Source organism: Micrococcus sp. TA1 (assembly GCF_014199555.1).
GTDB lineage: Bacteria > Actinomycetota > Actinomycetes > Actinomycetales > Micrococcaceae > Citricoccus.
Genome location: NZ_JACHNW010000002.1, coordinates 242,946 through 266,721, shown reverse-complemented (window position 1 = coordinate 266,721; position 23,776 = coordinate 242,946). Strand labels below are relative to the sequence as shown.

Here is a 23,776-nt window from a genome sequence, read left to right as displayed (position 1 = left end):
CCCAGCCTCGCGGCCGCTCCTGCGGTCGCGGATCACCGCATGTCACACTCCAGGAGCACCCGATGATGAGGAATGTCCGACTGGCCGCCGTGGGCGCGGCCGCACTGCTGGCCCTGACCGCCTGTGGATCCGGTTCGCCGTCCGGTGGTGGCGCCACCACCGGGGCCGCCACGGAGGGGTCCGGCAGCGAGTCCGCCGCCGCCGGTGACCTGAAGCAGGTCGAGGTCGGGGTCATCCCGATCGTGGACGTCGCGCCGATCTACCTGGGCGTCGAGGAGGGCATCTTCGAGAAGCACGGCCTCGACGTCACCCTGACCCTGGCCCAGGGCGGGGCCGCGATCGTGCCGGCCGTGCAGTCCGGGCAGATGGACTTCGGCTTCTCCAACGTCACCTCGCTGGCCATCGGCCGCGCCCAGGGGCTGCCGCTGAAGCTGGTGGCCACCGGCCCGCAGACCACGGGCGACTCCGAGGACGACTTCGCCGCCGTGATGGTCCCCGAGGACTCGGACGTGAAGACCGCCGCCGACCTCGACGACAAGCGCATCGCCGTCAACACCCTGAACAACATCAACGACACCGTGATCTCCGAGGGCATCCGCCAGGACGGTGGGAACGCCGAGACCATCGAGTACGTGGAGATGGCCTTCCCGGACATGGTCGGCCAGCTGGAGGCCGGCAACGTGGACGCCATCGGCGCCGTGGAGCCCTTCGTGACCATCGCCGAGGCCGCGGGTGCGCGCCGGATCTTCGCCCAGTACGCGGACCCGATCCCGGACCTGTCGGTGGCCGGCTACTTCACCACGGACCAGATGATCGAGCAGGACCCCGAGCTGGTGGACGCCTTCGTGACCGCCATGAAGGAGTCCCAGCAGTACGCCACCGACAACCCGGACGCGGCCAAGGCCATCCTGCCCGAGTACACCTCCCTCGAGGCGGACGTGATCGAGCAGCTGACCATGCCGCGCTTCCCGCAGGAGCATGACATCGAGTCGCTCCAGAAGGTCATCGACCTCTCCGTGGAGGGTGGCCTCATCGACGAGGCGCCGTCCGTGGAGGACCTGGTCCGCCAGTGACCGGTGGCACGGCCCGGACGGTGCATCCCTGACGGCCGATCCCCGACGACCCATCCCCGACGGTGCGGGTGGTCCTGCCCGGTGGCCTCGGCCGCCGGGCAGGACCACCCGCACCGTGGTGTCAGGGGTGGTGCCCAACGCCTGCGTGTCCCCCTGGGCGACGCTTGAATGTCCACAATAACTATTGAATTACTCAACTAAATGTTCCACACTGAGGGGAGTGCGGACAGGGCACGTCAAGCTGCAGAGGAGTCGGGAATGTTCAACCGTGGGATCGGCGACTGGATCCACCGAAGGCGCGTGAAGTCCGCAGGGCGCACCGCCGTGATCAGCGCGGCCGGCGAACTGACCTATGACGAGTGGGCGGCCCGGATCGACCGGTTGGCGAACGCCCTGGCCGACCGCGGCGTGCGGGGCGGTGACCGCGTGGCCTACCTCGGCGAGAACCACCCCTCGTTCCTGGAGACCCTGTTCGCGGCCGGTTCCCTGGGCGCCGTCTTCGTGCCCTTGAACACCCGCCTGGCCCCGCCGGAGATCGCCTTCGCCCTGGAGGACTCCGGGGCCACGGTGCTGATCGCCTCGGCCACGCTGGAACCGCTGGCCGTCGCCGGAAGCCGCGGGGCCGGCGTCGGGACCCTGGCGACCGTCCAGGACGGCCCGCCGGCCGCCGTCGAGCGCCGCGACGGGGACCTGGAGGCCCTCGACTACGAGGAACTGCTGGCCGGCGGCGACCCGGTGCGCCCGGACGTGGCGGTGGACCTCGACGACCTGGCGCTGATCCTCTACACCTCCGGGACCACGGGCAAACCGAAGGGCGCCATGCTCACGCACGGCAACCTGACGTGGAACGCCTTCAACGTCCTCACCGACCTGGACGTGACCAGCGAGACCCGGGCACTGATGATCGCCCCGATGTTCCACGTGGCCTCCCTCGGCATGGGAGCGCTGCCCACGCTGCTCAAGGGCGGGACCCTCGTCCTGGAACCCCGGTTCGAGCCCGGGCGGGTCCTCGAGCTGATCGGCAGGCACCGGATCACCAGCATGGCCGGGGTGCCCACCACCTACCAGCTGCTGGCCGAGCACCCCGACTGGAAGGCCACCGACCTGTCCTCGCTCCGGATCCTGACCTGCGGGGGGTCCGCCGTGCCGATGCGGGTGCTGGAGGCCTACGAGGAGCGCGGGCTGTCCATCGCCATGGGCTACGGCATGACCGAGACCTCGCCCGGCGCCACGGTCCTGCCGGCGCGCTACTCGCGTGCCAAGCAGGGGTCCGGCGGACTGCCGCACTTCCACACCGCGGTGCGCGTGGTCGACCCGCTCGGGCAGGTGTGCCCTCCCGGGGAGGTCGGGGAGATCCAGGTCCAGGGCCCCAACGTCATCACCGCCTACTGGAACCGGCCCGACGCGACCGCCGAGTCCTTCGAGCAGGCCGAGGACGGCACCTGGCTGAAGACGGGGGACATGGGCTACCGGGACGAGGACGGGTTCCTGTTCATCTCTGACCGGCTCAAGGACATGATCATCTCCGGTGGGGAGAACATCTACCCGGCGCAGGTCGAACAGGAGATCGCCCAGCTGGAGGCCGTGGCGGCGGTGGCCGTGATCGGTGTCCCGGACGAGCGGTGGGGCGAGGTGCCCCGCGCGGTGGTGGTGGTCCGGGAGGGCCACGAGCTGACCGATGACGAGGTCATCCGGCACCTGGACGGCAGGCTCGCCCGGTACAAGGTCCCCAAGTCCGTGGTGTTCGTGGACGAGATGCCCCGCACCGCCTCGGGCAAGATCCGCAAACCGGACCTGCGCCGCCGCTACGGGGGCTGAGGCGCGGGTCCCCGTGGCCCGGGTGGTTCGCCCCTGCGGCCCGGGTGGCTCGTCCCCGTGGACCCCGGGGCCTACCGGGCGACGGGCGGGCGCCGCGCCGTCACGGTGAAGCCCGCCGGTTGACCGCTCAGGCCGGGGCGCCGGCGGAGGACTCCTGGGACAGTTCCTGGGGATAGAGCTCCTCGAGCAGCCTCAGCCCGCGCTCGGCCCAGCCGATCTCCGTCTCGGCCCGGGCGACCAGCCCCTCGTAGGTGTAGCGCTTGAACGCCGCGGTGCGGTGGTGCTCCTCCGGCGGCACGGACCGCAGGCGGCGGGCCAGGGTCTCGGAGGTGCCGGCGTCGATCTCGTCGATCTGCTGCTGCCAGGCCGCCTGGATCTGCCGGGTGTGCTCGCGGTAGGCCTCCAGCTGGGCGCGGGCCCGCTGTGGATGGGCGTACTCGAAGTAGGCGGCCCGCAGGTGCATGGGGTCGCGGTCCCGCGCCCACTGGAGGTCGGAGTCCATCCACTCCCGGAAGGACTCCCGCCCCGCGTCCGTGATGGTGTAGGCGATCTTGCGGCCCTTGCGCCCGAACGGGACCTCCTCGGCCTCGAGCAGGCCGTCCTGGGTCATCCGTCGCAGCTCCGGGTAGATCTGGGAGTCCGGGGCGTGCCAGACGTTGCCCACCGAGGAGCCGAACCTCTTGGCGAGGTCGTAGCCGGTCATGGGCTCGACGACGAGCAGGGCCAGCAGTGCATTGCGCAGGGACATGGCGTGGGTCCTTCCCGCTGGGGCAGCCGGTCCGCTCCACTGTAACCGCCCGCCCGGGGAACGCCACTATGAGGATAGGTAAGAGTCGGGCCCGGCGGCGGCCCCCGGCCGGACGGGCGGCCCGTCCTGTCCCCGGGCTAGAGGGCCGCGTTGAGCACCGGTGCCAGCCGGCGCATGCCCTCGCGCAACACCTCCGGGGCCACGAAGGAGAAGGCGAGCCGGAAGTGCGGGTTCGGGCCGACGTCGGGCGTGAACGCCGCGCCGGGCACGAAGACGACGCCGGCCTCCGCGGCGGTGTGCATCAGCGGCAGCGTGTCGATGCCGTCCGGCATGCGGGCCCAGACGAAGAAGCCGCCACCGGGCCGGGCAAACATGATCCGCGGGTCCAGCGACTCCTCCATGGAGTCCACCAGGGCGTCGCACCGACGCGCGTACTCGACGGCGCAGCGGGCGACGTGGCCCTGCCAGTCGAAGCGGGTGAGGAAGGCCGTGGCGAGCATCTGGCTGGGCACCGAGGGGCAGATGTACGCCGACTCCGCGGAGAGGTAGAACTCGCGCAGCAGCGCCGGCGGCACCAGCGCCCAGCCGATGCGCACGCCGGGGGAGAAGATCTTGGAGGCGGTGCCGAGGTAGATGACCTGGTCCCGGTGCTCCGCCGCGATGGGCGGGACCGGGGCGTCCTCGAAGCCGAGCTGGCCGTAGGGGTTGTCCTCCACGATCAGCACGCCCTCCTCGCGGCAGATCCGCGCCACCTCGTCCCGCCGGGCCGCGGGCATGAGCGCACCGGAGGGATTGGCGTAGGAGGGGATCGTGTACAGGAAGGCCACCCGGCGCCCCTCGGCGCGCAGCCGCTGCAGGGTCTGGCGCAGGAAGGCGGGGATCAGCCCCTCCTCGTCCGTCGGGGTGGTGACGGCGTCCAGCTGCCAGGTGTTGAAGGTGTTCAGCGCGCCCACGAAGGTCGGGTCCTCCACCACGACGACGTCGCCCGGGTTCCCGAGCATCCGCGCCGCGGTGTCGATCCCGGCCTGGGAGCCGGGGGTCACGACGACGAGCTCCGGGTCCGCGCCCTCGATGCCGTCCGCGGCCATCACCGAGCAGGCGGCGTCCCGCAGCTCCGCGGTCCCCTGGCCCGCCCCGTACTGCAGGGAGAGGTGGCCCTGGCGGGAGACCAGCTCGTCGGCGACGCGTCCCAGCTCCTCCAGCGGGAGGTCGTCCAGCCACGGATTGCCGCCGGCCAGGGAGACCAGCCCGGGGGACATGGCCAGGTCGAACACGTCCCGCACGGCGGACTGGCGCACGCCGCGGGCGCGGTCTGAAAGGAACGCTGAAGGATCCATCACCGGGCCGATGCTAGCAACGCCACCGCACCGGTGAGAAGGGCCGGGCCGGTTCAGGAACCGGTGGCCCCCATGCCCTCGGTGACCTCGTCGGTCGGCTCCGCATCCGGGGCCGGGGTCGTGATCTCCTCGCCGAGTTCCAGGGGGGTGAGGCCGAACAGGTCCTCGATCAGCACCCCGTCCACGTAGACCTCCGCGTTCGGCACCCCGGCGGCCGCGGCGGCCGTCTGGTTGAGCTGGGCGCGGATGCGGTAGGACTCGCACTGGCTGCGGCTGACGAGGTCGCCGGTCAGTTCCAGCACCACGGTGTCCCCCTCGACGCGGTGGGACGCGTAGGCGAGGTCGTCCTCGGAGGGGTCGAGGGAGTTCGTGACGGCCGGGTCCCCGTGGCTGTACTGCTCATCGGTGAGCAGGAAGCCGATGGCCGAGGCCACGGGATCCTCCGTCTGCACCGGCACGGAGGTGACGCGGACCAGCAGGTCCTGGCAGGCGACGTCGCGACCGGTCGTGTTCGGCGGGAAGTCGCCGTTCAGCGCCACGAAGTACAGCGGCAGTTCCACGTACCCCTCGGCGGAGACGGTCGGCAGGGGGCCGTCACCACCGGCCGGCGACTCGGCGGGGTTGGGGAAGAGGTTGCAGCCGGCCAGGGCGACGGAGGCCGTCACGGCGCCCAGTGCGATCGCGACGGGGCGCAGGGGTCGGCACGCGCTCATGGAACTCCTGTGCTGCGGAAGGTCGCGGGCCGGGTGGTCAGGCGTCCGCGGGATGACCCGACCATCGTACTCCGGCGCGGGGCACGGCACGGGCAAGGAGGTGGCCGGGGCCCAAGAACGGGGTGGGCCCCGGCCGGTCTGGCGGCGATCCGGCCCTCGGAGGGGGGATGAGTAGACCGGCTTTCTCACCAGACTCTGTACCGCGGGCCGGTGGCCTGCGGAAACTTGGTTGAGAAATCAATCCTCTCATGCCGAGGCCCGCCGGCCAAGGTCTTCCGCCGGGTGGAGGGGGTCGTCCGCCCTCGGCGGAACCCACGGCGCGGGCGTGTCCCCGCCCCCTGCGCGGCCCCTTCCCGGGGCCTCTGCGGCGACCCCGCCCTGACCTGCGCGGACCCTCAGTCCTGGGACGCGTCGTCCGTTTCCCCGGCGTCGGCGGCGGCGTCCTGCCCTGCCTCGCCGGCGCGGGCCTCGGCGCGGCGGCGCACCCAGGACTGGACGTCGTCCGGATGGATCCGGCGGTGGGTGCCGCGGTAGGTGACGGGGATCTCGCCGCGATCGGCCAGCTGGCGCAGGTAGGTGTTCGAGACCCCGGCCAGCCGGGCCGCCTGCGAGGTGTTCAGCCAGCGGTCCTGCTGCGCCACGGAGACCTGGCCGCCCGCGGCGAGGCGGTCCAGCAGGTCCAGCACCGCCGCCGTCGCCGCCGGTCCGAGCCGCACCGTGGTGCCGTCGAGCACCACGGTCGCATCCGGGGTCGGGCCCGGGGCCGTGCCAGGCCCTGCGCCCTGCTCGGCGTCCCGGCCCGGATCCCGGTCCGGGCCCAGCCCGGGGATGCGCCGCAGGATCGCGAGCTCGTCCTCCGGCAGGGGGCCGTGGGTGGCGCTGCGGGACAGCATCGGGATCTCGTCGGCCATGGCCCGAAGCCTACCGGCGCCGTGAGGCAGAACACGGGTGAGTAACTTTCGGCGGCGGTAGGCTGGAGGCCATGCCCTTGCGTAACCGACGAGCTGCTGCCCTGCCCGCCAAGCTGAGCCGGTCCTGGCTGCTGGTCAATGCAGCCCGGCCGGAGGACTTCGCGCCCGGGCTGGCCTCGGAGGCGGACTCGGTCCTGTTCGACCTCGAGGCCGCCGTCCCGGACGAGAAGAAGGACGCCGCCCGGCAGTCCGTGGTAGACGCGCTCAACGGCGGCATGGACGCCTGGGTCAGGATCAACGGCATCAACACCCCCGACTGGCAGAAGGACCTCGAGGCGCTCTCGGGCGCCCCCGGGCTCCGCGGGGTCATGCTGGCCCTGGCCGAGGAGCCCGAGCAGGTCACCCTGACCGCCATGCGGATGCGGGCCGGCACCCCCGTGATCGCCCTGATCGAGACGGCCCTGGGCCTGGAGAACGCCACGGCGGTGGCCCGTGCCCCCGGCACCTTCCGGCTCGCCTTCGGCACCAACGACTTCCGCAAGGACACCGGCATCTCCGACGACCCGATGGCCATGGCCTACGCGCGGTCACGGCTGGTCATCGCCTCCCGCGTGGGCAAGCTGCCCGGCGCGATCGACGGCCCCCCGGCTGCGGCCGACGGCGAGGAGGCCGTGGTCGAGACCTCCAGGACCACTGCCTCGATGGGCATGACCGGCCGGCTCTGCCTCAACCGGGACCAGGTCGACTCCATCAACCGCGCCCTGTCCCCGTCCGAGGATGAGGTCTCCTGGGCCGTGGAGATGCTGCAGGCACACCAGGCCGGGGCCTCCGTGGGCGACGGCTCGTACCTGCCGCGACTGGCTCGCGCCCAGAAGATCGCCGACCTGGCCGACTCCTACGGCCTCTGGAACGCCTGACCGAGCACCCCCACCCGCTGCCCCGTCCTCGGCGGCAGACTCCACCCACACCCCCGTAAAGGAAACAGATGTCCAACACCACCGAGTCGTCCGCGGCCTCCTACACCTCCAACCCCGCCGACCCCACCCCCGGGGCCATCGAGGACTCCGGCCAGGGCTCGCCCCGCACCGGCACCGCCCGGGTCAAGCGCGGCCTGGCGGACATGCTCAAGGGCGGCGTGATCATGGACGTGGTCACCGCCGAGCAGGCCAAGATCGCCGAGGACGCCGGCGCCGTGGCCGTCATGGCCCTCGAGCGCGTCCCCGCGGACATCCGCGCCCAGGGCGGCGTGGCCCGCATGTCCGACCCGGACCTGATCGACCAGATCGTCGAGTCGGTCTCCATCCCCGTGATGGCCAAGGCCCGGATCGGCCACTTCGTGGAGGCCCAGGTCCTCGAGGCCCTGAAGGTCGACTACATCGACGAGTCCGAGGTGCTCTCCCCGGCGGACTACGTCAACCACATCGACAAGTGGGACTTCACCGTGCCGTTCGTCTGCGGCGCCACCAACCTCGGCGAGGCGCTGCGCCGGATCACCGAGGGCGCGGCCATGATCCGCTCCAAGGGCGAGGCCGGCACCGGTGACGTGTCCGAGGCGGTCAAGCACATCCGCACCATCCGCGGCGAGATCGCCAAGCTCTCCGCGCTGTCCAAGGACGAGCTGTACGTGGCGGCCAAGGAACTGCAGGCCCCGTACGAGCTGGTCGCCGAGGTCGCCCGCGAGGGCAAGCTGCCCGTGGTGCTGTTCACCGCCGGTGGCGTCGCCACCCCGGCCGACGCCGCCCTGATGATGCAGCTCGGTGCGGACGGCGTGTTCGTGGGCTCGGGCATCTTCAAGTCCGGCAACCCGGAGGCCCGGGCCGCGGCGATCGTGCGGGCCACGGCCCAGTTCAACGACGCCGCCGCGGTCGCCGACGCCTCCCGCGGCCTGGGCGAGGCGATGGTGGGCATCAACGTGGGCGACCTGCCCGCTCCCCACCGCCTGGCCGAACGCGGGTGGTGAGCGGCGCCGTCGGGCACCCCGTCCGACCCCTCGCTCCCACGGGGGCGGGGATGACCGGCTCATGACCCACGTCACCGGTGCATCCCGCCCCCAGGACGTCCCCGCGGGGCGGGCCCCCGCGATCGGGGTGTTCGCCCTGCAGGGGGACGTGCGTGAGCACGAGCGCGTGCTCACGGCCCTCGGCGCGCACACGTCCCCGGTGCGCGGTGCCGGGGACCTGGCGGGGCTCGACGGCCTGGTCATCCCCGGCGGGGAGTCCTCCGTGATGGACAAGCTCTCCCGCCTGCTGGGCCTGGCCCCGGCCGTGCGGGCCGCGATCGACGACGGCCTGCCGGTCTACGGGACCTGTGCCGGGATGATCATGCTCGCCGACCGGATCGCGAACCCGATCGCCGGCCAGCAGAGCCTGGGCGGGCTGGACATCACGGTGCAGCGCAACGCCTTCGGCTCCCAGGTGGACTCCTTCGAGGCCCGGCTCTCCGCCCCGGCGGTGTCCGCCGAGCCGGTGGACGCCGTGTTCATCCGGGCCCCCGCGGTGCTGCAGGCCGGGCCGGGCGTGGAGGTGCTGGCCTCCGTCCCGTCCGAACGGCTGGAGTCCGGGGTGGACTGCGGGCTGGTGACGGGATCGGTGCCGGTGGCCGTGCGGCAGGGCAACCTGCTGGCCACCAGCTTCCACCCGGAGGTCACCGGCGACTGGTCCTTCCACCGGTACTTCCTGGACCGGGTGGTCCGCCGGGAGCCGTGACCTCCGGGCGGGGAGCCGCCCGGGCGGAGTGGTCCGCCGGGCGCCCCGCCGGGGCGCTCGGTGATCCTGCGGCGGTCAGCCGGCGTGCGCCAGCGCCGCCGCGCCCTCCGCCGGTGCGGCGCCGTCGCCGGCCTCATCCTGCACCGTGTTGCGCAGCACGCCCAGGCCCGTGACCTCGACCTCCACGACGTCGCCGGCGTCCAGCAGGCCGTCCTCGCCCCAGAACAGCCCGACGCCGCCCGGGGTCCCGGTGACGATCACGTCTCCGGGGTGCAGGCGGGTGAAGCCGGTGACGTAGGCGATCAGCGTGGGGATGTCGAAGTAGAGGTCCGCCACGGAGGCGTGCTGCCGGACCTCGCCGTTGACCCGCGTCTCGAGCGTCAGCTCCCGCACGTCGCCCACGTCCGCCGCCGGGACCAGGTAGGGGCCGAAGCCGCCGGAGGCGGGGAAGTTCTTCCCCGGGATCCACTGACTGGCCGCCTTCTGCCAGTCGCGGACGGAGAAGTCGTTGTAGTTGGCGTAGCCGGCGACGTGGTCGAAGGCGTCCTCGGGGGCCACGTGCCAGGCCTCCTTGCCGATGACCAGGGCCATCTCGCCCTCGTAGTCGTACTTGCCGGTGGAGGCGGGCTTGATCGCGGGCTCCAGGTGGCCCATCTGGGTGTCGGCGAAACGGGTGAAGACGGTCGGCGCGGTCTGTCCCGTCTTGCCGGACTCCTCCTGGTGGGTGCGGTAGTTGACGCCGATGCAGATGATCTTCCCCGGCTGTGTCAGGCACGGCAGGTAGGAGATGTCCTGCTCGTCATGGGTGGGGGCGCAGGCCAGGTCGGCGGCCGACAGCGTCCCGAACAGGCCCCGGACCACGGCCTCGTGCAGGGAGGCGGCCAGGTTCGCCCCGCTGGGGCCGAGGTCGTGGACGGTGCCCTGTGCGGCAACGCCCCACGTGGCCGTGCCTTCAGGGGTCACGTAGCTGATGTAGTTCACAAGGGTCTCCCAACGAGTCGAGCCAGGGGCGCACCATCGGTCCGCCGGTCGCGGCGTCCTGCCGCGCGCATCCCGACACACGGTATCCATGGATCATGCACTCCGCAAGAAGAAAATATTCTTAAGTAAGAATTGCGAACAGGGTGGAAAAATGCCGTCCGTTGCGTCATGCTGGAGGTGTGACAGCCGTCTCAGCGGCTCGTGCGCCACACCGACCCCGTGCGTGACCGGGTGCCGGACCAGAGTCTAGGAAAGGACGACCCCCAGATGAGCACTTCCAAGCCGGCTCAGCACATGATCCTGACGACCTTCATGCTGCCTGCGGGATACCACAAGGACAGCTGGCGGATGGAGGGCAGCCGGGCGGAGGAACTGGGCAACCTGGACTTCGTCCTCGAGCTCACCCAGATGGCCGAGGCGGCCAAGCTGGACGCCATCTTCTTCGGGGACGTGGTGCACGCCAACACGCTGCTGCGCGGGGACATCAAGATGAACGGCTTCTACGAGCCGGTCTCCGTGCTCTCGGCCCTGGCCGCCCGCACGCAGCACATCGGCCTGGTGGGCACCATCTCCACCTCGTTCGCCGAGCCGTACAACGTGGCCCGCCAGTTGTGCGGTCTCGACCACATGTCCAACGGCCGCGCCGGCTGGAACATCGTGACCTCCTCCGACGGCTTCCAGAACTTCGGGATGGAGGCGGCGCCGGACCCCGCCACCCGCTACCGCCGTGCCACGGAGTTCGTGGACGTGGTGCGCCGGCTCTGGGACTCGTGGGACGAGGGGGCCGTGATCGTGGACCGCGAGTCGGGGGAGTACCTCGAGCGCACGCGGCTGCATCCCCTCGACCACGAGGGCGAGTTCTTCCGCGTGCAGGGCCCGCTGAACATGCCGACCAGCCCGCAGCGGCACCCGGTGCTCGCGCAGGCGGGCTCCTCGGGCCCGGGGATGGAACTCGGTTCCTCGATCGGGGACATGATCTACACGGCCCAGCCCAACAAGCAGCCCTCGATCGAGTTCTACGCGAAGTTCAAGCAGCTGGCCAAGGGCAAGGGCCGCAATCCGGACCACGTGAAGATCATCCCCGGCATCCTGCCGATCCTGGGGGACACGCAGGCCCAGGCGCAGGAACTGGCCGACGAGCTGGGCCGCCACGTGCACCTGGAGAACGGGCGCGCGCAGGTCGGTGCGGACCTGCGGATGGACCTGTCGGAACTGGACTATGACGAGCGCATCCCGGTGGAGTGGTTCCGCGACGACGAGTCCCTGGGCAGCCGCTACCAGATCTACCGGATGAAGTCCGTGGAGATGGGGATGACCCTGCGCGAGCTGATCGTGGACCTGGCGCGCTCCACGGGCCACCAGTGGATGGCCGGCACGCCCTCGCAGGTGGCCGACCGCATGGTCGACTGGTTCGAGTCCAAGGCCTGTGACGGCTTCAACCTGAACTCGCCCTTCAACCCCGGCGGCTTCCAGCTGATCTGCGACAAGCTCGTCCCTGAATTGCAGGAGCGGGGTTACTTCCGTACCGAGTACGAGGGTGCCACGTTCCGCGAGAACCTGGGGCTGCCCGAGGTCTCCACCTCGCTGCTGCCGGCCTGAGGCCCGCACCCCCACCCCGGCCCGGGACCGCGGTCCCGGGCCCCCTGAACCGGGTCGCCCGCCGCTGCAGGACGCGCGGCGGGCGACCCGCACCAGTTGCCGTAAGAGAGGTATGGAGATGACTGAACTGACCGTGGCCCGCGGGCCCGAGGTCGAGGACCGCCAGGAGGAGTTCCTGCGCCGTGCCGAGGAGATCGTCGGTGCCGAGCACGTGATCCGTCCCGGCGCCGAGGACGGCTACCGGGACCCGTACCCGCTGGTCCCCGGCCGCTCCACCTGGCCCGGCGTGCGTCCGGCGGACACCGGGCAGGTGCAGGCGCTCGTGCGGCTGGCCGCCGAGACCGGTACGGCGCTGTGGACGTTCTCCCGCGGGAAGAACCTGGGCTACGGCGGGCCGGAGCCGCGCGGGGAGCGCATGGTCGCCCTCGACCTGGGCCGGATGAACCGCATCATCGAGGTCGACGACCGGCTCTGCTATGCCGTGGTCGAGCCCGGGGTCACCTTCTTCGACCTGTACGAGTACGTCCAGGAGCGCGGGTTGAAGGTCTGGCTCTCCGTGCCCGCGCTGGGCTGGGGCTCGGTCCTCGGCAACGCGCTGGACCGCGGGTACGGCATGACGCCGCTCGGCGACCACTCCAAGCAGATCTGCGGCATGGAGGTCGTCCTGCCGGACGGTGAGCTGCTGCGGACCGGTATGGGTGCCATGGAGGGGACCGGCCTCGGCCCGATCTTCCAGGGCGGCTTCGGGCCCACGCTGGACGGGCTGTTCACCCAGTCCAACCTCGGCGTCGTGACCCGGATCGGCCTGTGGCTGATGCCCTGGCCGGAGGTCTACGTCAACGGTGAGGTCACCGTGGAGCGCGAGGAGGACATGCCGGTGCTGATCGACATCCTCACCCAGCTGCGCCGTGAGGAGGTCATCCAGAACAACGCCCTGTGCGGCAACGTGGTCCGTGCCGTGACCATGAACGGCCCCCGGTCCCGCTGGTACGAGGGGGAGGGCTCCATCCCGCCGGAGCGGTTGGAGGAGATCCGCCAGGAGCTGGGCATCGGCCAGTGGAACGCGAAGTTCGGCATCTACGGCGACAAGGGCCTGGCGGAGCGCCGGCTCGAGATCATCCGGGAGCGGTTCGCCGGGCTCGAGGGCTTCACCGTCACGGCCCGGCTGTACGAGGGCGCCGAGGGCGCTCGGGTGGCCTACCAGGACATCGCCGAGAAGGACCGCACCCAGATGGCGGGGGTGCCCACGCTCAAGCCCCTGGGGACGATCAACTACCTCGCGGAGAACGGCGGGCACATCGACGCCGCGCCGATCCTGCCCGCCCGCGGCGAGGAGGTGTGGGACTTCTACCAGGAGGTCAAGGAGCTCTACACCGAGTACGGGTTCGACCTGTACATCGGCTACCACCTCTACCCGCGCCACATGGTGCACGTGACCATGATCTACTTCGAGAACGGCAACGAGGAGATGCTCGGCCGCGCGCGTGCACTGTACGAACGCCTGCTCGACGCCGCACGCCGGCGGGGATACGCCCCGTACCGCAGCCACGTGGACTACATGGACCGCATCGCCGACGGGTTCGACTACAACGACCACGCCGTGCGCCGGTTCCAGGAGCGGCTGAAGGACGCGGTCGACCCGGCGGGTATCCTGGCCCCGGGCAAGCAGGGCGTCTGGCCGGCCCGCTACCGGGCCGAGGGCTAGTCCCGGGAGCAGGCGGCCGGCGCGTCGAGCCGGAACGCAGGGGCCGGGAGCACGGACTCCCGGCCCCTGCCGTCCCCGCCGTCCCCTGGTGCGGTCCGGGCGGGTAGTGCAGTCCGGGCGGGCGGGCCGGTCAGGTCCGGCCGGGCGGGGATCGTCGTGGGGGCCGCGCGTGCCCGTCCTGCCGGCGGCTCAGGCCGAGGCCGCGGGCAGGCCCACTTCCACGCCGAGCTGGGTGATCGCCTCGATGGTGCCGCGGTAGTGCTCCGCCAGCAGGCTGCAGGTAGTCTCCGCGTCCCGGGCGAGGGCGGCGTCCAGGATCGCCTGGTGCTCGGCCGAGAGGTCGCGGCCGGACCAGTTGGTCGCACTCGTGGCCCAGCGGTTGTAGAGCTGCTGCAGGTCGGACAGCGTGTTGGTCAGGTCGATCAGGACCGGCACGCCGCAGGCGGCCAGCAACTGGGCGTGGAAGGCCTGATGGGCCGCGGCCCATTCCGCGGTCGGGCGGTTGTCCTCGTCGCGGCTCGGGGTCTTCTCCATCCGGTGGTGGGCGGCCATCAGCTCGCCCTCCCAGCCCAGGTCGCCCCGGTCGATCGCCAGCGTGGCGGCGAACTGTTCGTTGACCACGCGCAGCTCCGTGAGGTCCCGCAGCTCGTCCAGGGACAGCGTCGGCACGAAGAAGCCGCGATTGGGCCGCAGGACCACGAGGCGGTCCCCGGCCAGGCGCGTCAGGGCCTCCCGGACCACGGTCGATGAGGTGTTGAACTGCTCCGAGAGCTGGTTGAGCTGGAGCCGGCCCCCGGGGGCCCACTGCCCCTTGAGGATGTTCGTGCGCAGTTCGTCCCGGATGTGCTTGGACAGGGTCTCTGCGTCGGTTCGCTTGGCCATGGACCCAGTCTAGGCGGGAACTCTGCATATGGGACAGCAGAAAATATGCTGGCGCGCCCGTGTGGAGAATGCATTCTCACAAATCCGAGGCACACGGCTCGCTTGGAAGTATTGCCTAGCTCACATCGAACTCGTACACTCATGCCTAGAGAAAATATTATCTGGTGCAAAATGCACTACAGAGGGACGGGAGACGAGATGACCGCGAGGACTGGAGCCCAGTACAAGGCAGGCCTGGACGACGGGCGCGAGGTGTGGCTGGGGGATGAGCAGGTCGACATCACCACCCACCCGGCCATGGCGCGTTCCGTCGAGGGGATGGCGGGGTACTTCGACTACCAGCACGCCCACGCCGACGAGGTCCTCATGCCGGCCCCCCACGGTGGGCAGATGAACGTCTCGCACCTGCTGCCGCGCAGCGCCCAGGACATCGACCGCCGGCACGCGGCGTTCGACCGCCTCGCCCGCTACTCCGTGGGCATGCTCGGCCGTACGCCGGACTACGTCAACGTGGTGCTGGCCGGTCATGTCGCCCGGCGGGACATCTTCGAGCAGTACGGCGACCCCGTGTTCCACGACCGCCTGGCGGCCTACCAACGCGAGGTGATCGACGGCGACCTCGCCCTGACCCACACCATCGTGCACGCGGCCATCGACAAGTCCGTCGGGGAGTTCGAGGGCGTCAACGAGGACCTGACCCTGCGGGTCGTGGACCGGACCGACGCCGGCGTGGTCGTCCGCGGGGCCAAGATGCTCGCCACCCTGGGCCCGATCGCCGATGAGCTCTACGTCTACCCCGCCACGCCGATCCGTCCGGGCCACGAGGAGTACGCCATCTCCTTCGCCATCCCGGTGAACACCCCGGGCGTGGTCTCCGTGTGCCGCGACCCGTACGCCGTGGACATGGACGTGGTGGACCGTCCGTTCTCCGCCCGCTTCGACGAGCAGGACGCCGTGGTGATCTTCGAGGACGTCCTGGTGCCCTGGCACCGGGTGTTCATCGACGGCAACCTGGACGTCTACAACCGGATCAACGCGGGCACGGCGACGGGCAACACCCAGCAGCAGACCGCCATCCGGGCCTGCGTGAAGCTGGAGTTCGCGTACGACCTGTGCGTGCAGATGGCCAAGGCCACCGGGACGGACACGAAGCCGGACACCGCCGCGATGCTGGGCGAGATCTACTCCTACCTGCGCATCGCCCGGGCCGTGGTCCACTCGGCCGAGGTGAACTCCTCGGACTGGGGCGGAGGCGCCTGGTTCTGCCACGACGACATCTCCTCGCTGCGCACCATGATGCCGCTGTGGATGGCCCGGGTGAACGACATCATCAAGACCCTGGGCTCGCACAACCTGCTGGCCACGCCCACGGCGGCCGCCTTCGACCACCCCCGGCTGGGCCCCCTCGTGGAACGCTACCTGCCCGGCGCCCAGGGCATCACCGCCCGGGAGCGCGCCCGGATCTTCCGCACCGCGTGGGACTTCGCCGGGTCGGCACTGGGCTCGCGCAACGAGCTCTACGAGCGGTTCTACCTCGGTTCCGTCGGGCGCGCCCGCGGGCTCGACCACCGCAAGGCGCAGGGCAAGGGCGAGACCGGCGCGTACCGCGCGCTGTTCGAGGAGGCCGGCATCCCGGCCGCCGACCAGGCCACCCGACCCGTCGCCGTCGCCCACTGAGCCACGCCGGACCGGCCGGGTGACGCCCGGTGTCACCCGCCACGAGAGGAATGAGGAAACAGACATGTCCTGGGGACTGATCAGCGAGATGGGCCACGTGGGGATCCAGACGACGGATCTCGACGCCTCCATCTGGGACGCGACCCAATTGCTCGGACTGCGCGTGACCGAGCAGTCCGGGGACGCCGCCTACCTGGCGGCGGGCGACGTCCACCACGAGCTCATCTACCGGGCGTCGGACGTCAACGGCGTGGACTCCCTCGGGCTGGTCGCCCGGGACGGCGACGCCCTGCGGACCATCCGCCGCCGCGTCGAGGACGAGAACCTGGAGGTCCTCGTCGAGTCGACCCGCACGGCCGGGGTCGAGGACGGGTTCAGCTTCGTCGGCCCGGAGGGCTGGGTCTTCGAGATCACGATCGGGCGCCAGCCGGACGTGGCCCCGCTGAAGGGCTTCGGCCCTGACCGCTACGGCCACCTCAACTTCCACCCGCGCGACACGCGCTCCATGATGGAGTTCCTGCAGCGTGTCCTGGACTTCCGGCTCTCCGACGTGATCGGTGACGACTACGCCTACTTCATGCGGTGCAACCCGGACCACCACGGCATCGCGCTGCTGCCCGGCAAGGGCACCTTCCACCATCACGCGTGGCAGACCCAGTCGGTGGCGGACCTGGCCAAGCTGGGTGACCGGCTGAACAAGGTCGGCCGGGACCTGATCTGGGGCCCCGTCCGCCATGGCGCGGGTCACAACATCGCGGCCTATTATGTAGAGCACTCCGGCGCCGTCGTGGAGTTGTACACGGACCTGGAGCAGATCTACGACGACGGCCGGGAGCCGGTCATCTGGGGCGCCGAGGACAACTGGTGGAACATGTGGAGCGAGTACCGTCCCCTGGACTTCCGCGACTTCGGCATCCCTCCGGTCGTCCGCCGCCTGACGTCGGCCTGACCCACGTCCTCACGCGCGCCCCGTCCCGGGCGCGATCCCCTCGTAGCCTGACGAGGCCGCTGCCCGGACCCCCGGGCGGCGGCCGCCACCCCCGTGCCGAACCGGCGCCCGGAAGTTGGACATCATGCACCAGACCCCGAAGACCCCTGCCGGCGCCCAGCCGCCGGCGCCGAATGACACCCTGAACACCAAGGACCTGCGCCGCGTGCTCGGGTCGAGCATGCTCGGTTCGATCATCGAGTACTACGACTTCATCCTGTACGCGACGGCGGCCTCGATCGTCTTCGACAAGGTGTTCTTCTCCGACCTGGACCCGGCGCTGGCGCTCTTCGCCTCGTTCGGCACCCTGGCAGCCGGGTACCTGGCCCGTCCCCTGGGCGGCGTGGTGTTCGGCCACTTCGGGGACCGGGTGGGCCGGAAGCAGATGCTCGTCGTGTCGATGATGATGATGGGCATCGCCACGATCGCCATCGGCCTGCTGCCGACCCCGGAGGTCCTGGGCTGGCTGTCCCCGGTGGTCCTGGTGCTGCTGCGCATGGTGCAGGGCATCTCCGTCGGCGGCGAGTGGGGTGGTGCCACGCTGATGGCCCTGGAGCACGCCCCGGCCTCCCGGCGAGGGTTCGCGGCGGCATTCGCCAACGCCGGCGGCCCCGCCGGCGGCCTGCTGGCCACCCTGGTGGTGTCCGCGACGTCGGCGCTGACCGGTGACGCCTTCCTCGAGTGGGGCTGGCGCGTGCCCTTCCTGCTCAGTGCCGTGCTGATCCTCATCGGCATGGTGGTCCGCCTCAAGGTCGCCGAGTCCCCGGTCTTCGAGAAGCTCGCCTCCGAGGCGGAACAGCTCGAGGAGACGCGGAAGACCCCGCTGGCCGAGATCGTCACCCGCCACTCCAGGACCGTGGCCCTGACCCTGGTCGCCAGCCTCGGCTTCTACGCCTGCCAGGGCATCCTCACCTCCTGGGGCGTGGCCCAGGCGGTCAACGACGGCATCAGCCGCGAGTGGGTCCTGAACTGGAAGGGCGCCGCCGCGGTGGTCACCGTGGCCGTCTCCTTCATGGCGGCCCGGATGAGTGACCGGATCGGTCGCCGGACCGTCCTGACCGTCGGCGCCGTGGCCGGGGTCGTGCTGGCGTGGCCCATCCTGGTGATGCTCACCAGTGGCGACCCGTGGCTGTTCGTCGTCGCGATCCTCATCGGCAACGGCCTGGTCCAGGGCATCCTGGCCGGCCCGATCGGGGCGTTCATCTCCGAGCTGTTCCCGCCCCGGGTGCGGTACACCGGCGCCTCGCTGTCCTACCAGCTGGCCTCCACCCTGGGCGCCGGCTTCACCCCGATGATCGTCACGGGCCTGATGATCGCCGGCGGGCTGCCCCTGGTGGGTGTCTTCTGGATCGCCGTGCTCGTGGCCGGCCTGGTCTGCATCCGCGTGGTGCCCGAGGGGGCGGAGGGGATGCAGAACACCCACGTGGAGCGTGCCCGCTTCAAGGTGACCAAGCGCATCGCCACCCGGAACACGCCCCGCCAGACCGTGGACGCCGGTCACGGGCCGAAGGCGGACGCCTGAGATGGCGGCCGGTGCGGGCGAGGCCGGGGGCCTCGCCACGGCGGAACGGACCCTGACGGACCGACTGGTCCGGCACGCCCACCGGGTGCGGTACGAGGACTTCGACGACACCGTCCTGCGGCGGGCCCGCCATCGCCTGCTGGACGGGCTGGGGAACATCGTCGCCGGTCACCGGGCCCCCGGCATGCAGGAGCTGGTGGACGGTGTCGCCGCCTGGGGCGGCCGGCCGGACTCGACCGTCCTCGGCGACGGCCGCCGCCTTCCGGCCCACCACGCGGCGATGCTCAACGCGGCACTGATGCGCTCCTTCGACTTCGAACCGGTGGGTGCCGAGGGGCCGGGCCGGCGGCAGGTCGCCGCGCACATCACCGGCACCACGGTGCCGGTCGCCCTGGCGCTCGGTGAGCGGCAGGGCTCCACGGGCCGGGAGGTCCTCACCGCACTGCTCGTGGGGGAGGACATCGCGGCCCGGCTGGCCTTCGGCTCGGGATTCGACGTCTACTCCGGGCAGGACAACACCGGCACCGTCAACGGGGTGGGGGCGACCGTCGTCGCCTGCCTGCTGATGGGCCTCGACGAGGAGCGCACCCGGCACGCCCTCGGCCTCGCCGTGAACCAGCTGGCCGGGACCGTCGCCAGCATCTTCGACCACGCCAGCGCCTTCAAGCTGCCCATGGCCTTCGCGGCCCGCAACGCGATCACCGCGGCGGAGATGGCGGCGGCCGGGGTGACCGGCCCCGAGGACCCGATCGGCGGGCGTTTCGGCTTCCTGCAGACCTATTGCGCGGACCCCGACCCGGAGGTGATGCTCGAACGGCTGGGGGAGGCGTTCTATGCCGACGCGGTGATCAAGCCGTGGTCCTGCTGCCGGGCGGCCCAGCCGTCCCTGGACGCCTGCACCCGGTTGCTGCGGGACGCAGGCGTGAGCGCCGAGCGGATCGAGCGCGTGGTCGTCCACGTCACCCCCCGCACGGCGGCGGGCTTCGTGGGGCAGAGGTTCGAGGCGGGGGACTGCCCCGAGGTGTCCGCCGCCTTCAGCATCCACTACACGGCGGCCGCCGCGCTCGCCTTCGGCACCGTCCGGCCCGAGCACCTGGCCCCGGAGGCGATGGCGGACCCGCGCGTGACCCGGCTCCTGGACCGCATCGAGATCCGGGGGACCCTCGACGACGGTGAGGTCCTCACCGCGGAGGTGGAGGTCCGGTTGTCCGACGGCACCGTGCACCGCGAGCGCGTGGACTCCCCGCTCGGGGACGTCCACCATGCGCCCCTGGACCACGGGCAGATCCTGGAGAAGTACCGCCTCAACGCCGCCTTCTCGGGGCGGCTCGACGCCGCTCGGGCCGAGCAGGCCGCCGCCGCGGTGGCCTCGTTCCAGGACCTGCCCGACGTCGGCCGGCTGACCGGGTTGTTCGGCGCCGGGAACGCCTGAGCCGATGCGCGGGGACGCGCGCGGACATACCGAGACACACCGAGGACCTGTCGGCGGCGCGATCCGCACCCCGTCTCCCCGCGTCTCCCGTGCCTCCTCACACCAGGAAGGGCGGGGCCGTCCGGCCCCGCCCTTCCTTCGTGTGACGTTCCTGGTGGTGTGACGTTCCTGTGGTCCCGACCGGCCCGGTCCTGGGCCACGGTCGCCCTCCGGGGTCCTCAGCGCCGGGCCACCAGGCCCGCCTCCCCGGGCACCCGCACCTGCGGGGCGTCGCCGTCGAACTCCAGGCGCCGCGGGTCCTCGGGGGCGAAGGGTGCCACCTGTTCCCCGGCGGTGCGGGGCCGGCCGTCCCGCACGAAGCCCAGGAACCACTCCTGGAGCCCGGAGGCCGTGGCCTCGAAGACCTCGGGGGGCAGCCCCTCGAGCATGGGGGCGTCCGCCCAGCAGGCCCGGTCACCGAACAGGAAGGGCAGCGGCATGCAGTGCGGGCTGCCGGCCCCGGGCAGCGGGCTCTGCACGGAGAACCCCCCGAGGTGCACCTCCAGGCCCGCGCCGGTGGCGGCACCGGCGAGTTCGAGGTGGGCCAGCCGGAACTGGTGCAGGGTCATCGCCTCCGCCATGCGCTCCTTGCCCGAGGCCCCGGGACGCTTGCGGTCGATCCAGGCGGCGACGGCGGCCGGGTCCTCGAAGCGGGCGTGCAGGAAGCCGTCCACGGCCTCCGGTGGGAAGGCCCGCTCGGGAGCGGGCCGCAGGAACGCGGTCGCCTCCTCCGAGGTGGACAGCAGCAGCAGGGACTCGACATGCAGCCGGGCCGCGGAGGCAGCGTAGTCGTGCAGGTCCGCGGTGAGCGCGCCGCCGGTTGCGGGCATGAGGGCCATGCCGCGGCCGGCGTAGGCCCGGGCCAGGTCCGTCTGGGCGCCCAGCAGGGCGTCGAGGGGAGCCTCGGACAGCCCGCCCGAGTCGACCAGCGATGCGCTCATGAGCGCCCACCGGTCACCGAGGGCCTCCGGGGTGAGCGGGGGTTCCCAGGGCAGGCTGATGAGCGCGAGCCGGCGGAACAGCCCGGCGGCCCGTGGCTCTGCGGCCAGGGCATAGGCGTACCAGGCGCCGGCGGAGTCCCCGGCGAGGGTGACGTTGCCCGGGTCCCCGCCGAGGGCGGCGATCTCGTCCCGGACCCAGTGCAGCGCCTCCATCAGGTCACGCAGCGGGCGCTGGGACTCGTGGGCGTCACCTCGCGGGCCCAGGTGGCCCAGGGCGCCGATCCGGTAGTTCACGGTCACCAGCACGGTCTGCCCGGCCTGGACCAGGGCGGGGGAGGTGAACCACCGGGCGTTGCCGGTGCCGGAGAGGAACCCCCCGCCCGGGATGAACACCACCACGGGCAGCCCGCGGGCGCCGTCCGGGGCCTGGACCCGCAGCTGGAACGCAGACTCGGACTGCTCCAGCTCGCTGTTGGCCCCGCCCAGCAGCGCGTTCAGGGCGCCGGGGGCCTGGGGGAAGGCGGTGGCGGTCTCCGCGGTGCCGGACGCGGCCCCGTCCCGGCGCACCGGTGCCGGTTCGGAGAAGCGGTCGGCGGGGTCCGCCCTGCGGGCGTAGCGGAAGACGGCGTCCAGTCCGGTGACCGGGCCGGCGGGTCCCGTCACGCCAGGAACTCGTAGTCGTCCGCCGCCACGCCCGCCGTGATCCCCCAGTACTCGGTGGTCTGGAACGGCCACACCTGGGAGACGCGGTTGAAGCGGTTCTTGTACCAGGTCTTCACGTAGGGCTGGCCCCAGGTCATGCGGGAGTTCTCGGCGTCCACCCAGCGGATGTGCCGGTCCAGGGCCTCCTGCTTCAGGTCCAGGGCGCGGACCCGGCGCTCGAGCAGCTGGTGGATGGCCTCCACCGTGTACTCCGCGGCCCGCTCGATCATGAAGTGCAGGCCCCCGGCCACCACGCCGCCCGTGTTGGGCCCCATCAGCATGAAGAAGTTGGGGAAGTTGGGCACCGTGATGCCGGCGAAGGCCTTCGCGTCACCGCCCCAGTAGTCGTGGATCTCCACGCCGCCGCGGCCGATGATCTCGATCGGGTCGAGGTAGTCGGAGGGCCGGAACCCGGTGGCGTAGATGACCACGTCCACCTCCAGCTCGCGACCGTCCCCGGTCACCAGCCCGTGAGGGGTGAAGGACTCCAGTCCCTCGGAGATCACCTCGGTCTGCGGGGACCTCAGCGCGGCCGCCCAGACGCCGTTGTCGCGCAGCATGCGCTTGGCGGACGGCGGGTAGTGCGGGATGGCCTTCTCCAGCAGGTCCGGGCGGCCCTCGTACTGCTCCTCCATGCGCCGGATGATGGCCTGGCGGAACTCCTCGTTGGCCCGGGAGACGCTCAGTGGCGCACCCTCCCAGCCCTCCTGGGCGGTGGCGATGTGCATCCGGCCCTCGACGCCGCCGGCGGTCACCCAGAGGCGGAACAACTGGCCGTAACCGGGCACCTTGGCGTGCAGCCAGTCCGCGGTCTCGGACATCGGGTCGTGGTAGGTCGGTGCCGGCAGCATCCAGGGGGCGCTGCGCTGGAACAGGTACAGCCGCTCCACCTCGTCGGCGATCGCGGGCACGATCTGGTAGGCGCTGGCACCGCTGCCGATCACGGCGACGCGCTTGCCGCGCAGGTCCACGGAGTGGTCCCACTCCTGGGAGTGCATCTGGGCGCCGCCGAAGGAGTCCTGACCCGGCCACTCGGGGATGTGCGGGTGGTCCAGCTGGCCCACGCCGGTCATGATCGCGTTGTAGCGACGGGTCTGCTCCCGGCCCTCGGCGGTGCGGGTGGTGGCCAGCCAGGTGGCCGAGTCCTCGTCCCACACGGCGCGCACGAGCGAGGTGTTCAGCTCGATCTGCTCGGTGAACCCGGCCTTCTCGGCCACGGTCTCCAGGTAGTCCAGGACCTCGTGGCCCTGGGCGAACTGGTGCGGCCAGTCCACGCGCTGGGCGAAGGAGAAGCTGTAGCCGTAGGTGGGGGTGTCCAGGCGCACGCCGGGGTAGTGGTTCTTCCACCAGGTGCCGCCCACGCGGTGCGAGGCCTCGATCCAGCTGTAGGGCAGCCCGGCCTCCTGGAGGCGGTAGGCGGCGGCGATCCCGGAGATCCCCGCGCCCACGATCAGGGTCTCGAACGCGTCGGTGTCCGCCCTGTCCGCGTCCGAGCGGTAGTCGTCGTAGTGCCAGTCCGGGGAACCGTTGCGGTCCGGCGCCAGCGCGAACTCATGCTTCATCTGGCCCATCCAGTTCGGGTCCCGCGCGGCGCGGCCACCGGTGAACCAGGTCAGGACCGTGTCGGCCTGCTCGGTGCTGAGCTGCGTCACCGGTTCCGGACGCTCGTCCCGCAGCCGGCGCAACCCCTCGAGGGCCAGGTCCTGGGCGCGGGCCACCTGCCCGGCGTCCAGGCCACCGTGGGGCTGCAGCGCGGTCCCCATGGGCGGCAGCGGCGGGGAGAGCTCCGGCAGCAGCAGGGAGGTGTCCTGCAGGGCGGTGGCCACGGCGGCCAGCAGGACCGGGGCCTCTGCGCCGGCGACCATCTGGCGCAGCGTCTCGTCGTCCTCGGTGATCGGCGGGTAGTGCTCCGCCCAGTACAGGTCGCCGTTCGTCGGCTGGGCGGCCGGCGGGGTGCTGATGACGGTCATGGGTCCTCCTGGAAACGTGGTTCGGGGCCTGGG

General features: G+C 71.6%; 19 protein-coding genes. 11 read left to right on the top strand and 8 right to left on the bottom strand.

The window, feature by feature from the left end; all coding sequences use genetic code 11:
- Nucleotides 1-62 precede the first annotated feature (62 nt).
- Together GGQ69_RS12540 and GGQ69_RS12535 are read left to right on the top strand one after the other, a co-directional pair.
- Complete coding sequence (locus GGQ69_RS12540; protein ID WP_183529041.1) at nt 63-1,073, top strand: ABC transporter substrate-binding protein; 1,011 nt, start codon at nt 63-65, stop codon at nt 1,071-1,073.
- A gap of 258 nt (nt 1,074-1,331) precedes the next feature.
- On the top strand, nt 1,332-2,891 hold the full coding sequence (locus GGQ69_RS12535; protein ID WP_183529039.1) for a long-chain fatty acid--CoA ligase: 1,560 nt from the start codon (nt 1,332-1,334) through the stop codon (nt 2,889-2,891).
- Nucleotides 2,892-3,018: 127 nt separating this feature from the next.
- On the opposite strand, the gene GGQ69_RS12530 is transcribed toward GGQ69_RS12535, so the two are convergent.
- The 4 genes from GGQ69_RS12530 to GGQ69_RS12515 all read right to left on the bottom strand — a co-directional run bounded on the left by GGQ69_RS12530 (nt 3,019) and on the right by GGQ69_RS12515 (nt 6,600).
- Complete coding sequence (locus GGQ69_RS12530; protein WP_183529037.1) at nt 3,019-3,639, bottom strand: PadR family transcriptional regulator; 621 nt, start codon at nt 3,637-3,639, stop codon at nt 3,019-3,021.
- Between the two features lie 137 nt (nt 3,640-3,776).
- Complete coding sequence (locus GGQ69_RS12525; protein ID WP_183529034.1) at nt 3,777-4,976, bottom strand: PLP-dependent aminotransferase family protein; 1,200 nt, start codon at nt 4,974-4,976, stop codon at nt 3,777-3,779.
- Between the two features lie 53 nt (nt 4,977-5,029).
- Nucleotides 5,030-5,689 (bottom strand): hypothetical protein, encoded by a 660-nt coding sequence (locus tag GGQ69_RS12520; RefSeq protein WP_183529032.1) that lies wholly within the window; start codon nt 5,687-5,689, stop codon nt 5,030-5,032.
- Nucleotides 5,690-6,084: 395 nt separating this feature from the next.
- Nucleotides 6,085-6,600, bottom strand: a complete 516-nt coding sequence (locus GGQ69_RS12515; RefSeq protein ID WP_255459699.1) for a helix-turn-helix domain-containing protein — start codon at nt 6,598-6,600, stop codon at nt 6,085-6,087.
- A 71-nt stretch (nt 6,601-6,671) separates the two neighbouring features.
- Between GGQ69_RS12515 and GGQ69_RS12510 the strand changes: the two genes are divergently transcribed.
- The 3 genes from GGQ69_RS12510 (at nt 6,672) to pdxT (ending at nt 9,305) form a co-directional block, all read left to right on the top strand.
- Entirely contained in the window at nt 6,672-7,517 is an 846-nt protein-coding gene (locus tag GGQ69_RS12510) for a CoA ester lyase (RefSeq protein ID WP_183529030.1), read from the top strand.
- Between the two features lie 68 nt (nt 7,518-7,585).
- Complete coding sequence (gene pdxS, locus GGQ69_RS12505; protein ID WP_010143810.1) at nt 7,586-8,560, top strand: pyridoxal 5'-phosphate synthase lyase subunit PdxS; 975 nt, start codon at nt 7,586-7,588, stop codon at nt 8,558-8,560.
- A 61-nt stretch (nt 8,561-8,621) separates the two neighbouring features.
- A complete protein-coding gene (gene pdxT / locus GGQ69_RS12500) occupies nt 8,622-9,305 on the top strand; it encodes a pyridoxal 5'-phosphate synthase glutaminase subunit PdxT (RefSeq protein ID WP_183529028.1) in 684 nt (227 codons plus the stop codon).
- Between the two features lie 75 nt (nt 9,306-9,380).
- Here pdxT and GGQ69_RS12495 read toward each other — a convergent pair whose 3' ends face one another.
- Nucleotides 9,381-10,286: a fumarylacetoacetate hydrolase family protein gene (locus tag GGQ69_RS12495; protein WP_183529026.1), complete on the bottom strand. Its 906-nt coding sequence runs from the start codon at nt 10,284-10,286 to the stop codon at nt 9,381-9,383.
- A gap of 267 nt (nt 10,287-10,553) precedes the next feature.
- Between GGQ69_RS12495 and GGQ69_RS12490 the strand changes: the two genes are divergently transcribed.
- Nucleotides 10,554-11,885, top strand: a complete 1,332-nt coding sequence (locus tag GGQ69_RS12490; RefSeq protein ID WP_183529024.1) for an LLM class flavin-dependent oxidoreductase — start codon at nt 10,554-10,556, stop codon at nt 11,883-11,885.
- 118 nt (nt 11,886-12,003) lie between these two features.
- On the top strand, nt 12,004-13,590 hold the full coding sequence (locus GGQ69_RS12485; RefSeq protein ID WP_183529022.1) for an FAD-binding oxidoreductase: 1,587 nt from the start codon (nt 12,004-12,006) through the stop codon (nt 13,588-13,590).
- 189 nt (nt 13,591-13,779) lie between these two features.
- Here the strand turns inward: GGQ69_RS12485 and GGQ69_RS12480 are convergent, their stop codons facing one another.
- Nucleotides 13,780-14,472, bottom strand: coding sequence for a GntR family transcriptional regulator (locus tag GGQ69_RS12480; protein ID WP_183529020.1), 693 nt, complete (start codon nt 14,470-14,472; stop codon nt 13,780-13,782).
- Between the two features lie 198 nt (nt 14,473-14,670).
- On the opposite strand from GGQ69_RS12480, the gene GGQ69_RS12475 reads away from it, so the two are divergent.
- The 4 genes from GGQ69_RS12475 (at nt 14,671) to GGQ69_RS12460 (ending at nt 20,091) form a co-directional block, all read left to right on the top strand.
- Complete coding sequence (locus tag GGQ69_RS12475) at nt 14,671-16,149, top strand: 4-hydroxyphenylacetate 3-hydroxylase N-terminal domain-containing protein (protein WP_183529018.1); 1,479 nt, start codon at nt 14,671-14,673, stop codon at nt 16,147-16,149.
- Between the two features lie 64 nt (nt 16,150-16,213).
- Nucleotides 16,214-17,098: a VOC family protein gene (locus GGQ69_RS12470; RefSeq protein WP_183529016.1), complete on the top strand. Its 885-nt coding sequence runs from the start codon at nt 16,214-16,216 to the stop codon at nt 17,096-17,098.
- Nucleotides 17,099-17,222: 124 nt separating this feature from the next.
- Entirely contained in the window at nt 17,223-18,659 is a 1,437-nt protein-coding gene (locus GGQ69_RS12465) for an MFS transporter (protein WP_183529014.1), read from the top strand.
- A gap of 1 nt (nt 18,660) precedes the next feature.
- Nucleotides 18,661-20,091, top strand: a complete 1,431-nt coding sequence (locus GGQ69_RS12460; protein WP_183529012.1) for an MmgE/PrpD family protein — start codon at nt 18,661-18,663, stop codon at nt 20,089-20,091.
- 218 nt (nt 20,092-20,309) lie between these two features.
- On the opposite strand, the gene GGQ69_RS16725 is transcribed toward GGQ69_RS12460, so the two are convergent.
- Together GGQ69_RS16725 and GGQ69_RS12450 are read right to left on the bottom strand one after the other, a co-directional pair.
- Nucleotides 20,310-21,734 carry a carboxylesterase family protein gene (locus GGQ69_RS16725; protein WP_183529010.1) on the bottom strand — a complete coding sequence of 475 codons (1,425 nt, stop codon included), beginning with the start codon at nt 21,732-21,734 and terminating at the stop codon, nt 20,310-20,312.
- Nucleotides 21,731-23,743: an NAD(P)/FAD-dependent oxidoreductase gene (locus GGQ69_RS12450; protein ID WP_183529008.1), complete on the bottom strand. Its 2,013-nt coding sequence runs from the start codon at nt 23,741-23,743 to the stop codon at nt 21,731-21,733. The genes GGQ69_RS16725 and GGQ69_RS12450 overlap by 4 nt, the downstream gene beginning before the upstream one ends.
- Between the last annotated feature and the right edge of the window lie 33 nt (nt 23,744-23,776).

Bases quoted from the DNA above. Each gene is read 5' to 3' on its own strand.
- GGQ69_RS12540 (WP_183529041.1), top strand. From the start codon at position 63: ATGATGAGGAATGTCCGACTGGCCGCCGTGGGCGCGGCCGCACTGCTG.
- GGQ69_RS12535 (WP_183529039.1), top strand. From the start codon at position 1,332: ATGTTCAACCGTGGGATCGGCGACTGGATCCACCGAAGGCGCGTGAAG.
- GGQ69_RS12530 (WP_183529037.1), bottom strand. From the start codon at position 3,639: ATGTCCCTGCGCAATGCACTGCTGGCCCTGCTCGTCGTCGAGCCCATG.
- GGQ69_RS12525 (WP_183529034.1), bottom strand. From the start codon at position 4,976: ATGGATCCTTCAGCGTTCCTTTCAGACCGCGCCCGCGGCGTGCGCCAG.
- GGQ69_RS12520 (WP_183529032.1), bottom strand. From the start codon at position 5,689: ATGAGCGCGTGCCGACCCCTGCGCCCCGTCGCGATCGCACTGGGCGCC.
- GGQ69_RS12515 (WP_255459699.1), bottom strand. From the start codon at position 6,600: ATGGCCGACGAGATCCCGATGCTGTCCCGCAGCGCCACCCACGGCCCC.
- GGQ69_RS12510 (WP_183529030.1), top strand. From the start codon at position 6,672: ATGCCCTTGCGTAACCGACGAGCTGCTGCCCTGCCCGCCAAGCTGAGC.
- pdxS (WP_010143810.1), top strand. From the start codon at position 7,586: ATGTCCAACACCACCGAGTCGTCCGCGGCCTCCTACACCTCCAACCCC.
- pdxT (WP_183529028.1), top strand. From the start codon at position 8,622: ATGACCCACGTCACCGGTGCATCCCGCCCCCAGGACGTCCCCGCGGGG.
- GGQ69_RS12490 (WP_183529024.1), top strand. From the start codon at position 10,554: ATGAGCACTTCCAAGCCGGCTCAGCACATGATCCTGACGACCTTCATG.
- GGQ69_RS12485 (WP_183529022.1), top strand. From the start codon at position 12,004: ATGACTGAACTGACCGTGGCCCGCGGGCCCGAGGTCGAGGACCGCCAG.
- GGQ69_RS12480 (WP_183529020.1), bottom strand. From the start codon at position 14,472: ATGGCCAAGCGAACCGACGCAGAGACCCTGTCCAAGCACATCCGGGAC.
- GGQ69_RS12475 (WP_183529018.1), top strand. From the start codon at position 14,671: ATGACCGCGAGGACTGGAGCCCAGTACAAGGCAGGCCTGGACGACGGG.
- GGQ69_RS12470 (WP_183529016.1), top strand. From the start codon at position 16,214: ATGTCCTGGGGACTGATCAGCGAGATGGGCCACGTGGGGATCCAGACG.
- GGQ69_RS12465 (WP_183529014.1), top strand. From the start codon at position 17,223: ATGCACCAGACCCCGAAGACCCCTGCCGGCGCCCAGCCGCCGGCGCCG.
- GGQ69_RS12460 (WP_183529012.1), top strand. From the start codon at position 18,661: ATGGCGGCCGGTGCGGGCGAGGCCGGGGGCCTCGCCACGGCGGAACGG.
- GGQ69_RS12450 (WP_183529008.1), bottom strand. From the start codon at position 23,743: ATGACCGTCATCAGCACCCCGCCGGCCGCCCAGCCGACGAACGGCGAC.